Origin of the sequence: Paraliobacillus zengyii, assembly GCF_003268595.1 — a bacterium.
Taxonomy (GTDB): Bacteria; Bacillota; Bacilli; order Bacillales; family Amphibacillaceae; genus Paraliobacillus_A; species Paraliobacillus_A zengyii.
On sequence record NZ_CP029797.1, the window covers coordinates 2,155,654 to 2,168,188 of the forward strand.

General features: G+C 34.9%; 8 protein-coding genes and 1 pseudogene. All 9 read right to left on the bottom strand.

From position 1 onward, the window contains the following. Nucleotides 1-54 precede the first annotated feature (54 nt). The 9 genes and pseudogenes from DM447_RS10955 to DM447_RS10995 all read right to left on the bottom strand — a co-directional run bounded on the left by DM447_RS10955 (nt 55) and on the right by DM447_RS10995 (nt 12,310). On the bottom strand, nt 55-972 hold the full coding sequence (locus DM447_RS10955) for an aldo/keto reductase (RefSeq protein WP_112181257.1): 918 nt from the start codon (nt 970-972) through the stop codon (nt 55-57). Nucleotides 973-1,080: 108 nt separating this feature from the next. After that, on the bottom strand, nt 1,081-2,331 hold the full coding sequence (locus DM447_RS10960; protein WP_112181258.1) for a dihydrolipoamide acetyltransferase family protein: 1,251 nt from the start codon (nt 2,329-2,331) through the stop codon (nt 1,081-1,083). Nucleotides 2,332-2,360: 29 nt separating this feature from the next. Beyond that, nucleotides 2,361-3,344: an alpha-ketoacid dehydrogenase subunit beta gene (locus tag DM447_RS10965; protein ID WP_112181259.1), complete on the bottom strand. Its 984-nt coding sequence runs from the start codon at nt 3,342-3,344 to the stop codon at nt 2,361-2,363. Between the two features lie 15 nt (nt 3,345-3,359). After that, nucleotides 3,360-4,355, bottom strand: coding sequence for a thiamine pyrophosphate-dependent dehydrogenase E1 component subunit alpha (locus tag DM447_RS10970; RefSeq protein WP_112181260.1), 996 nt, complete (start codon nt 4,353-4,355; stop codon nt 3,360-3,362). Between the two features lie 19 nt (nt 4,356-4,374). Continuing rightward, the gene (gene lpdA / locus DM447_RS10975; RefSeq protein ID WP_112181261.1) at nt 4,375-5,799 is read right to left on the bottom strand and encodes a dihydrolipoyl dehydrogenase; all 1,425 of its coding nucleotides are present in this window, start codon (nt 5,797-5,799) and stop codon (nt 4,375-4,377) included. A 222-nt stretch (nt 5,800-6,021) separates the two neighbouring features. Continuing rightward, entirely contained in the window at nt 6,022-7,116 is a 1,095-nt protein-coding gene (locus DM447_RS10980; RefSeq protein WP_112181262.1) for a Glu/Leu/Phe/Val family dehydrogenase, read from the bottom strand. 137 nt (nt 7,117-7,253) lie between these two features. Continuing rightward, nucleotides 7,254-9,014 carry a sigma-54 interaction domain-containing protein gene (locus DM447_RS10985; RefSeq protein WP_112181263.1) on the bottom strand — a complete coding sequence of 587 codons (1,761 nt, stop codon included), beginning with the start codon at nt 9,012-9,014 and terminating at the stop codon, nt 7,254-7,256. Nucleotides 9,015-9,018: 4 nt separating this feature from the next. Continuing rightward, nucleotides 9,019-10,785 (bottom strand): annotated as a pseudogene (locus tag DM447_RS10990) (IS1182 family transposase). A 172-nt stretch (nt 10,786-10,957) separates the two neighbouring features. After that, nucleotides 10,958-12,310 carry an aspartate kinase gene (locus DM447_RS10995; protein WP_112181264.1) on the bottom strand — a complete coding sequence of 451 codons (1,353 nt, stop codon included), beginning with the start codon at nt 12,308-12,310 and terminating at the stop codon, nt 10,958-10,960. Nucleotides 12,311-12,535: the final 225 nt, after the last annotated feature.

Below are 12,535 nucleotides of genomic sequence, written 5' to 3' on the forward strand. Positions count from 1 at the left end.
TACGAGTAAAAAAAAACACTACCAAAACTAGTTGGTAGTGAGTTCTATTAATATTTAAGGTAACACATTTCCTGCAGAACGATATATCTCATACCATTCTTCTCTTGTTAAAGTAATATGTGAAGCTTTTTCAATATCCGCTAGTCGTTTCGGATTCATCGTTCCAACAACCGGTTGAATTTTTGCCGGGTGACGTAAAATCCAAGCAATCGCAATCGCTGAATCAGTTACCCCTTTTTTTTCTGCTATCTCTTGTATTTTACCATTCACTTCTGGAAAATCTTTATTACCAACAAATACACCTTTGATCATGCCATATTGGAATGGTGACCAAGCTTGTACAGTTATATCATGTAAACGACAATACTCCAAAACACTGTTCTCTCGATCAATCGCTTTATCATGTTGCATATTAACATTTAAACTAGCATCTATCATTGGTGTGTGCATGATACTTAGCTGAAGTTGATTAATGATTAAATCATCTTTTAAATACTTTTTAAGTAATTCTATCTGCATCGGATTTTGGTTACTAACACCAAAATAGCGTACTTTACCACTATTTTTTAATTTTGTGAAAGTCTCTGCTACTTCTTCAGGTTCCATCAATGCATCTGGACGATGTAAAAGCAAAATATCAAGATAATCTGTATTTAAACGTTTTAAACTTCCTTCGACTGAAGATGTAATATGTTCTTTAGAAAAATCAAAAAAGCCATTACGAATCCCACATTTTGATTGTAAAATCATTTTTTCTCTTAATAACGGATTCATTTCAATCGCATCAGAAAATACCTCTTCTGACTTTCCACCACCATAAATATCAGCATGATCAAATAAATTTACGCCTAAATCCATTGCGTTTTCAATAACATGTCTAGCATCTTTTTTAGAAAGCGCATCCATGCGCATGCAACCTAAAGATATTTCCCCAACCTCTAAATCACTTGTACCCAATTTTATACTATTCATCTAAACACCTCTTTTTACTATAATATATCTATTCTATCATGTTCTACTAAAAAGCGCACAATATCAGTATATTAAAAAAATCATCCAAGACTATGGATGATTTTTCTTTTAATATATTGGCGTTGTGTCAACCGATATGTTTTCTAAAATCTCTTTGACATGTGACATAAACTTACCTGAAATTACGCCATCTAATATACGATGATCTAACGAAAGACATAGGTTAACCATATCTCGTGCTGCAAACATATCATCAATAATGATCGGACGTTTTACAATTGATTCCACTTGTAAAATGGCTGCTTGCGGGTAGTTAATCACTCCCATAGATTGGACAGATCCGAATGAACCCGTATTATTAACAGTGAAAGTACCACCTTCCATATCCCGTTGTGTCAAGTTACCATTACGCGCTTTCCTTGCTAAGGAATCAATTTCTTTCGCTATTCCTTTAATACTTTTCTCGTCAACATTTTTAATCACAGGTACAAATAATTCTTTTTCATGTGCAACTGCAATGGATAAATTAATTGCTTTATGTTGAATGATTTTATTACCCGCCCAAGAACTGTTTAATTCCGGATATTTTTTTAATGCCTTTGCCACAGCGTTCAAGAAAAAAGCAAAGTAAGATAAATTATATCCTTCACTCTCTTTAAAATTCGTTTTTTCCGCATCACGATATTTAACAAGGTTGGTAACATCAACTTCGATCATCATCCACGCATGTGGAATCTCAGTTGTTGAACGAACCATATTATTTGCAATTGCTTTTCTAATACCGGTTACTGGAATCTCTTTATCACCAATAGCTGTTTCTACTGTTTGTTGCTCTTCATTTCTAATGTGACTGTTTTGCTCAACCTTTTTTTCTACTGTTGCTTCAATTTTTGAAGGTGGATTTGCAATCGTTCTTTCCAAATCCTTGCGGGTGATTCTTCCCCCTTGTCCACTTCCTTTTACTGAAGTTAGATCAATGTCATTTTCTTGTGCTAAACGCATAACAGCTGGAGAATAACGTTTTTTCATTGATGTATCAGTAGATTCTTCTTTCACTTTCATTTCATCATTAACTTGCTGTTGCACACTTTCATCAGCAACTACTGCTTCATTGTTATCTTCTACTTCGATAAAACACATTAATTCTCCAACAGCTATTACTTGTTCTTCATCTGCAACTAACTCTTTAATTGTTCCAGTAAAAGAAGATGGAACTTCTGCATTCACTTTATCTGTCATTACTTCTGCAATTGGGTCATACTTTTCAACATGATCTCCAACTTGCACAAGCCAGCTACTTACCGTTCCTTCTGTCACACTTTCACCAAGTTGAGGCATTGTAATTTTTTCGAGAGTCAAAACGTTTTCCCTCCAATTCTATTTACTACTTAAAATATAGCAAGATTTCTCATAGCTACTTCCACTTTTTCAGCATTAATCATAAATTCTTTCTCCAATGGAGGTGCATAGGGCATTGCCGGAACATCCGGTCCTGCTAATCGCTTGATCGGTGCATCTAAATCAAATAAACAATGTTCACTAATAATTGCAGCTACTTCACCTATAATGCTTCCTTCTTTATTATCTTCAGTGATCAACAGTACTTTCCCTGTTTTTGAAGCAGCTTCTTTTATCGCTTCCTGATCTAATGGATAAACAGTGCGTAAATCTAAAATGTGTGCGTCAATTCCTTCTTCAGATAATTTTGCTGCAGCTTCCAATGCAAAATGAACACATAAGCCATATGTAATAACTGTAATATCGGATCCTTCTCTTTTTACATCAGCTTTTCCAATTGGAATTGTATAGTCTGTTTCTGGTACTTCACCTTTAATTAATCGATAGGCACGTTTATGTTCTAAAAAAAGCACAGGATCATTATCACGGATTGCAGCTTTTAATAAGCCCTTGACATCATATGGAGTAGACGGCATAACAATTTTCAAACCCGGCTGATTAGCGAAAATAGCTTCTATAGATTGTGAATGATATAAAGCACCATGTACACCACCACCGTATGGAGCACGAATTGTAATTGGACAACTCCAATCATTGTTCGAACGATAACGAATTTTAGCTGCTTCAGAAATTATTTGATTAACTGCTGGAAGGATAAAGTCAGCAAATTGCATTTCTGCAACAGGACGCATGCCATACATTGCAGCACCAATTCCAACACCAGCAATTGCTGATTCAGCTAAAGGTGTATCGATAACTCTTTCTTCTCCAAATTCATCATATAAACCTGCTGTGGCACGAAAAACTCCACCATTTATGCCAATGTCTTCCCCTAACACAAATACTTTACTATCTCGTTTCATTTCTTCCTGTAACGCTTGTGTGATTGCCTGAATATAAGATATTACTGCCATTATAATCCTCCTCCCTTACTTCTTTTCATAAACAAAATCATAAATTGATGATGGATCAGCATAAGCTGCAGCTTCTGCGTAGTCAGTAGCGTCATTTATGATTTGTTTTAATTCTTCTTCAAGTTCTTTTTCTTTTGATTCGGTTAAAATATCTTGTTCTCTTAAATATGCTGCAAAGGTTAGCACACCATCTTTATCTTTTGCTTCTTTTACTTCTTCTTTCGTACGATAGATGCTATCGTCATCATCACTTGAATGTGGTGTTAATCGATAAGATACTGTTTCAATTAAGCTAGGTCCATCACCATTTCTAGCGCGGTCGGCAGCTTGTTTAACAGCCTGATATACAGCCAATGGATCATTACCATCTACTGTTATACCTGGCATTCCATATCCAATTGCACGATCTGATATTTTCTCACATGCCACTTGTTTACTTAATGGTACTGAAATAGCATATTGATTATTCTCAACCATTAAAATTACAGGTAACTTCTGTACACTAGCAAAATTTGCACCTTCATGGAAGTCTCCCTGATTTGAAGAACCCTCTCCTAAAGTAACAAAACTAACAATATCTTTTTTCTCTATTTTCGCTGCTAACGCAATACCAACTGCATGCGGAACTTGAGTGGTTACTGGCGACGAACTAGTTAACATTCGATTTTTCTTTTGACCAAAATGACCTGGCATCTGTCGTCCACCTGAATTAGGATCTTCTGCCTTTGCAAATGCTTGTAACATCAAGTCACGAGCCGTCATACCAAGTGCTAAAACTACCCCAACATCCCGGTAATATGGTGCTGAATAATCCTTTGTGCGATCTAAAGCAAACGCAGCTCCTACTTGTTGTGCTTCTTGACCTTGACAGGAAACAACAAATGGAATTTTACCTGCACGATTTAATAACCACATACGTTCATCAATTCTTCTTGCTAACAAAATGGTTCGATACATTTCAAATACTTCATCATCTGTTAATCCTAATGAAGCATGACGGTTTTCACTCATGATAACTCCTCCTTTTTGCTTATCCATGAATTTTCATTCCATCTACATCAAGTGCAGCCTCAGCCATCGCTTCTGCTAAAGATGGATGCGGATGAATAGTTTCTCCGATTTCCCATGGGGTTGCATCTAAAACTTTGGCTAAGCCCGCCTCTGAGATTAACTCAGTTACATGCGGACCTATCATATGAATGCCTAATAGATCATTTGTTTTTTTATCAGCTATTATCTTAACAAATCCATCTGACTCACCATAAACAAGGGCTTTACCAATTGCTTTAAAACTAACCTTACCAGACTTCACTTGAAAACCCTGGTCTTTTGCCTGTGTTTCAGTTAAACCAACACTTGCTACTTCTGGATTTGAGTAGATACACGTAGGTATATGATGATAATTAAGATGCATTGGACTATTACCTGCAATATGTTCTACTGCGTGCTTCCCTTCATGTGACGCAACATGTGCAAGCTGCATCCCACCAATACAATCGCCAATTGCATATATATGCGTTTCTTTAGTTTGATAATCTTTATTTGTTCTAATTGAACCAGACATCTCTAACTGAATATCAGTATTCTCTATACCTATCTCAGTTGTATTCGGTTCTCGGCCAATAGCAATAAGCATTTGATCTGCTGTTAAAGTAGTCTTTTCGTTTTTATAATCAACTTGTATTGTTACATTATGTGCCTTTTCAACTGTTTCACTTAACACTTTTGCATTTGTCATAATTTTAATGCCTTTTTTCTTCAGTAAACGCTGCATTTCTTTCGCAATTGCACTATCTTCAGTTGGCAAAATCTGTTCTGCATACTCTACTAATGTTACATTTACATCAAAATCTGCTAGCATTGAAGCCCATTCAACACCGATAACACCTGCACCAACGATAATAATTGACTTTGGTAATACCTTAAGGTTTAACGCTTCATCTGATGTTAAGATATGCGTGCCGTCTGGTTTTAAGTTCTCGATAAGCTTCGGTTTTGATCCTGTTGCAATAATTAAATTTTTACTGAGTAACATTTCATTATCAGAGCCATCTTTCATCTCTACAGAAACCGTTCCTGCTGTTGGCGAGAAGATAGACGGTCCTAAAACTCTACCTATTCCGTCATAAATATCAATTAATCCCTTTTCCATCAATCCGATTACACCTTGATACAGTTGGCTAACTATTTGTTCCTTACGATCTTGTACTTTTAAAAAATCCAGACTAATATCAGAGGTGTTAATTCCAAATTGATCTGCTTCTTTAGTCTGTTTAAACACTTCTGCGCTTCTTAGTAAAGCTTTTGAAGGAATACAACCTTTATGTAAACATGTGCCTCCAAGCTTGTCTTTTTCAACAATCGCAGTCTTTAACCCAAGTTGAGAAGCACGTATAGCAGCAACATAACCTCCTGTACCACCTCCTAGTATGACTAGGTCATAATTTTTGGTCATAAAAAACCCTCCTTTAATTTAAGTTAAAAAAATAATATGCTATGTAAGAAGATAATAGTGTAGACTATTATCATTTAATTCAGAAGTTCTTCCCTCTCTATAATATTCTTCTATGTAGAAAAGGTCAACTAGCTGTTTATCTTATTGAAAAGTCTTCTTCCTAGAAACACCGTTAGAACAGTGCTCAAAGAAAAAGACTTTTCACAATCTATTTAATTAATTTTAACGTCTACTACTAACATGGTGTTCATTTTGTAAGAATGTACTTCTAGAGTTACGTAAACTCGCTATTCTTTCCTCTGCCATTCTTTCAGCAGCAACGTAGGTAGGAATATTATCGCGCTTTGAGATAGCAAAGACCGTTTCAAGATTATCATATATCTTATCCACGCGTTTCATTGCCCTTTCGCGATTATAACCACTAAGTTCGTCAGCAATATTAATTACACCTCCAGCATTTATAACAAAATCTGGCGCATATAAAATGCCTTTTTGATGCAATAAGTCCCCGTGTTTTTCTGATTCTAATTGATTATTTGCCGCCCCTGCAACAATTTTAGCTTTCAGTTTAGGAATTGTCTCATCATTTAATGTTGCTCCTAGTGCACATGGCGCATAGATATCACAATCAACTGAATAAATTTCATCTAATCCAACAGCTTTAGCACCAAATGCATCTACAGTTTTTTGAACAGCTTCTTCATTTATATCAGTAACAATTAATTGTGCACCTTCATCATGCAAGTATTCACACAGTGTGTAGGCAACACTTCCTACCCCTTGAATTGCTATTTTCTTTCCTTCTAATATATCTGTTCCAAATACTTGTTTGGCACTTGCTTTAATTCCTTTATAAACACCATATGCAGTTACTGGTGAGGGATTACCTGATGAACCAAAAGCGGGTGAAATACCAGCTACATAATCTGTTTCTTCATGAATAATATCCATATCTTCTACCGTTGTCCCAACGTCTTCGGCTGTAATATATCTACCATTTAACCCTTGAATATATCGTCCAAATGCACGAAACATTGCTTCATTTTTATCTTTTTTTGGATCACCAATTATTACTGTTTTACCACCACCTAAATTTAACCCTGCAGCAGCATTTTTATAAGTCATACCTTTTGCTAATCGCAGTGCATCTTCTATTGCAGCTTCTTCCGATGCATATGTCCACATTCTTGTACCACCTAAAGCAGGTCCAAGTGTTGTATCGTGAATAGCGATGATTGCTTTCAAACCAGATTCTTTGTCCTGACAAATAACTAATTGTTCATAATCATACTTTTCCATGTAAGTAAAAATTTCCAAAGTTGGTCCTCCTTAAGTAATGAGATTACTCATTGCTCTCCATAATAACACCATGCAATTTTCGTGCCAAGTTATGTATGTTATTGTATCAGGTTTTGTTATTTACAAGTCATGCAATAATATGCGTGGTTTGCAAATTATTGCATGCCATTACCTGCGATATGATGCTTCTCTATTTTATAATACAAACTTCTAATGGATATATTTAATATACGAGCAGTTTTCGTTTTGTTATAATTATTTGCCGCTAAGGTTTGAGCTATAATCTTTTTCTCATACGTATCTAAAGTGTCCTGAAGATTACTATTTTCGGAAATTGAAGTAACAGCATGCTCTTCATTCTCTTTTACTCCATTCTCAACTGCAATTAACTGTGGTAAATTTTCTTTTTTAATTACTTCTTCATTTATCTGCATATATATAATAGATCTACTAATAACATTCTCTAACTCCCTGACGTTTCCAGGCCAATGGTATTCTTTTAAATATTCTAGAGCATCTTTAGCAATCGTTTTTATGTTTCTTCCGTAATCCTGATTGATTTTATTAATTAAGTAGGATACCATCTCTTTAAAGTCGCTACTACGCTCCCTCAAAGCAGGAATATAGATAGGTAGACGATTTAATCGATAATATAAGTCTTCCCGAAACCGACCTTCTCTTATCGCCTCTTCTAAATTAACATTTGTTGCAGTTATTACCCGAACATCCACAGAGATTGGTTTAGAAGCACCAACTCGAACAATTTCATTCTCTTGTAAGACTCTTAATAGTTTGGCTTGAATATGTAGTGATAATTCACCGATCTCATCTAAAAATATACTACCATTATTTGCCGCTTCAAAATACCCCTTTTTACCTCCACGATTAGCACCTGAAAAAGCACCTTCTTCATATCCAAACAATTCACTTTCCAAGATTGATTCCGTTATTGCGGCACAGTTTACTCGAATGAATTTATCCCGTCTACGATCACTCGCATGATGAATAGCATGAGCAAATAATTCTTTTCCTGTACCCGATTCACCTCTTAAAAGAACTGTAGCAGCTGTTTTGGCTACTACTTTTGCTTGATTTATAGTCAATTCCATTTCATCCGATTGGCCAATAATATCATCAAATGTATATTTAGATTCTAAGTTTCGAATAATTTTACGCGCTTGCATTAATTCTTTTGTTAAATGTTGTATTTCAGAAACATCGTGTAATACGCCTACACTACCCTTTAAGATGCCATCTACTATAATAGGTGATACATTCACGATCACAGCTTTTTTAGCAGGTCCTACCTTCATTTGAACTCCTCGAACTGGTTTACGTGTTACTAATACTTGTTTGTGCATGCTTTTTCCTTCAGAAATATCAACTGTAGCAGGTTTACCAATGATCTCATCCTCTGTTAAACCAGTAATGCGTGTATACGCTGGATTAATCATAATACCGTGACCTTTTTCATCAACAACGCTAATTGCTTCATCTGATGAGTGAAAAACTGCTTCTAGCATCTTACTTTCATGTATATTATCTAAAATTAAATTTTGTTGATACCTTTGCGTTTTTAGTTTGCTAATTTGCTTCTCTTTCTCCTCCATCAGTTCAGTAAGGATAGACTCGATATTTTTTGAAACTATAATTGTATTTGCAGACTTTACTAATTGCAATTCATCCAAAACAGCTAATGAACCAGTTGTTTCAAACACAATATCTATTGTATTATCTAACCAATTACTCCAGTCCTCATCTATTTTGATTTGATTATCCTTTGCTAACTTTAAATTCAGATTATTTTTTTGATTAGCAATGACAGCTTTTATTTCCATTCTTTCAGATGAATTTATATGTTTAATTAGTTCATTTGTAGCATTATCGCCACCAATAATTAATACTTTTTTCTTCATTTCTTCACACACCCTGCATTATTTTGCACACCATTATCATAGCTTTTACTCTAAATATTTGCAACAAAACCACTTCTACTAAATTAAACAAAAATGAGGCTGGGACATAACTAGCCAAAATAACGAAAAAGATTCCGATCATCTTAGGAAGATGGTCGGAATCTTTTTTTGTTGGATTATTTTCAGGATTTGTTGCACCATGCGCATGCTTAGCCGTGTACTTTCTCAAGTTCACCGCCATGAATGCAAATCCTAATTCATTTTCCACTTTCTTCTTGCCTCTTACTGACATACGAGTGAAACGCAAATTAGCCTTCAAAAATCCGAAGACTGGTTCTACATCTATTTTTCGTTTGCCATAAATTTTACCGGTTTCTTTTTCTGAAAGCTGCTGTTTTGTGTATGCTTTTTGTTGTTCCCATTTTTCATTATAATAAATTTTTCGATTATTTCCTTCCTTTGCTTTTGTACAGTGGGAACGCAACGGACAATCCGAACAGTCTTCACATTCATAGACTTTAAAGGATCGGGTGAAGTTATCTTTACCTGTTCGATTAGATAGATACTGGAAAGCCACTTTTTTATCATTTGGACAACGGAAAGAATCACTCGCTTCATCATACGCCCAGTTCATTGTGTTAAAAGGGTCTTGCTTATATTTCTTTGTCTTCTCTTTTCAATACATATTGTATGTAATCAGCGGGATGCGCTCCCGATTAATGCGGACATCTTCATAATTCTGTTCACTTCCATACCCTGCATCAGCTACGATATATGTGGGAAGTTCAAAGAAGCTTTCCTCGATTTTATCTAGAAAAGGAGTGAATGTGCGTACATCAGTTGGATTGGGAAATACGTCATATGCGAGTGTATATTGTCCTTCGGTCGCAATTTGTACATTGTAACCTGCTTTTAATTGGCCATTCTTCATATAATCGTCTTTCATGCGCATAAAGGTGGCATCATGGTCTGTCTTTGAATAACTATTGCGCGCTTCAAATATAAGCCTATCCTTTTCGTATTTTTGTTTGCGTGCTACGTAATCTTTAAACTGTTTGCGGTATTTTTTTGGTGTTTTCCTTGCAGAGCGAAGCTGCTTCCGTTTGCTGACATCTTTACTTTCTTCGATCTGTTTGTCGTATCCTTCAACGGTCTTCTCTAGTTTCTCAACTACTTTTTCGAGTTCTTTAGTGGATAGTTCTTCCGTACTTTCGCGTTCTATTTCTGGAATAATTTCGTTTGCCAATAATTCATCGTACAGTTGATTTGATTTCTCCACCAAATTCGCACTGTATTTTTCAATCGCTTTTCGCCAAACAAACGTAAATTTATTGGCATTTGCTTCTATTTTGGTGCCATCAATAAAGATCGCTTCCTGGTCAATCAGCTCTTCTTTCACCAGTTGGCATCGAAATTGTACAAAACATTGGCGTAACAGTTCTTGTACTTCTTCATTGACTCGAAAACGATTAATCGTTCGATAGCTTGGCTCATAACCTTGCGCTAACCACATCATGCGTACACTATCTTTCAGTAATGATTCAATTTTTCTTCCAGAGAAAACAGATTGCGTGTAAGCACATAAAATAACCTTCATCATCATGCGTGGATGATAAGCAGGACAACCTGTTTCATGTAAGAAAACAGAAAATGCTTTATCAGGTATTTGTTCTACTAAGTCATGGATCGTATAGGCAATATCATTTTTTTGTAATTTCATTTCAAAATCTAACGGCAAAATTACTTGATTCATGTTATAATCTTTAAACATAAGGATACCTCCGATTGTTATTGTGTGGTACTTTAATTTTATCAGAAGGTATCCTTTTTTACTTACTAAAATTTTCGATTTTATAAAAAAGTTGCATCTTCCAACTACCGTTGGAAGATGCAACTTTTTATTGTTTATCTGAGTTTTGTCCCAGCCTCATTTTTTAGCTTATTTAATTTTCTAAGAAAAATATTTCATATAATGATTTTACTGCTTGCTTAACACCATCTTCTTTCACACCAAACATCATTGATGTTTCAGAAGATCCTTGGTTAATCATTTCTAAATTCACATTTGCACGTGAGAACGCTTCTGTTGCTTTAGCCGCGATACCAACAGAGCTATTCATTGATTCACCTACAATCATTATTAATGCAAGATCTCTCTCTGTATAAACTTGATCAGGGTCTAACTCTTCTTTTATACGTTTGATTACCTTTAGTTCTTTGTGTTCTGGTAACTCACTCTCACGAATAATGACTGACATGTCATCAATTCCAGAAGGTGTATGTTCGAAAGATATACCTTCATCTTCTAATATATGCAATAAGCGACGCCCAAAACCTAATTCTCTATTCATTAAATATTTACTGACATATAAACTTAAGAAACCAGTATCACTTGCAATTCCTACGACTGGATTACCATTTTGCTCTTTTTCTGAAACAATTATAGTTCCTAATCCGTCTGGATTGTTCGTATTTTTTATACAAACAGGGATACTTGCTTTAAACGCTGGGATAAGTGCCTCATCATGAAAAACAGAAAAACCTGCATAAGACAACTCTCGCATTTCTTTATACGTTAAAGAAGTAATCTCTTTAGGATTATCAACTATTGTTGGGTTAACACAATAAACTGAATCAACATCTGTAAAGTTTTCATATAAATCTGCTTTTACTCCAGCAGCAACGATTGAACCCGTAATATCGGAACCACCTCTTGAGAAAGTAACTAATTTGCCTTCTTTTGTATAGCCAAAAAAGCCAGGGATTACTACGATTTCTTTACGCTCACGTAACTTATACAATAGATCGAAACTTTCATCTAAAATTTGCGCACTACCTGGTTCATCACTTAAAATAATTCCAGCCTCTTTTGGATTTAAATAGCTAGCTTTTATTCCAAGTGATTGTAAATAGGCACTAAGTATTTTTGCAAGTGAATCTTCCCCAATTGATTTAATCGCCTCTAATTTAAGTTCTTTTGGATAATCACTTGCAAAAACAGATGAAACATCGTCTTTTATTTCTTCTAAAATACGATCAGATAAATCCAATTCTGTTGTGATAGAGCTGAATCTCAATAAAACTTCTTCTAATTGATTTTGATATGGCTTATCTGCTAGATAAGCTTCCCCTAATTTAATAAGAAGATCGGTTACTTTATTATCTTCAGAAAATCTCTTACCCGGTGCTGATACTACAATTGCTTTTCTATCATTATCCGATTGAATAATCTGTGCAACTTTTTTTAATTGCGCAGCACTAGCAACTGAACTTCCTCCAAATTTCGCTACTTTCATCTTTAAAACCTCTCCATTTATATTTTTCTATGTCATTAAAAATATTATCATACTTTTAATTAAATTGTTATAATAAAATTCTGATTATTCAAGATTATATAAGAGAATTAGTCCGATGAGTTGTTTAGAGTACTGTAAACAACATAATTTATCTATTAATCCTATTATTTCAACTTAAAAAATAAAATTCATTAAAAAAAGGCCTTGAATAATATTCAAGGCCTT

What these genes read in the sequence shown, in the direction of transcription:
- DM447_RS10955 (WP_112181257.1), bottom strand. Translation starts at nt 972, where the DNA reads ATGAATAGTATAAAATTGGGTACAAGTGATTTAGAGGTTGGGGAAATA.
- DM447_RS10965 (WP_112181259.1), bottom strand. Translation starts at nt 3,344, where the DNA reads ATGGCAGTAATATCTTATATTCAGGCAATCACACAAGCGTTACAGGAA.
- DM447_RS10970 (WP_112181260.1), bottom strand. Translation starts at nt 4,355, where the DNA reads ATGAGTGAAAACCGTCATGCTTCATTAGGATTAACAGATGATGAAGTA.
- lpdA (WP_112181261.1), bottom strand. Translation starts at nt 5,799, where the DNA reads ATGACCAAAAATTATGACCTAGTCATACTAGGAGGTGGTACAGGAGGT.
- DM447_RS10985 (WP_112181263.1), bottom strand. Translation starts at nt 9,014, where the DNA reads ATGAAGAAAAAAGTATTAATTATTGGTGGCGATAATGCTACAAATGAA.
- DM447_RS10995 (WP_112181264.1), bottom strand. Translation starts at nt 12,310, where the DNA reads ATGAAAGTAGCGAAATTTGGAGGAAGTTCAGTTGCTAGTGCTGCGCAA.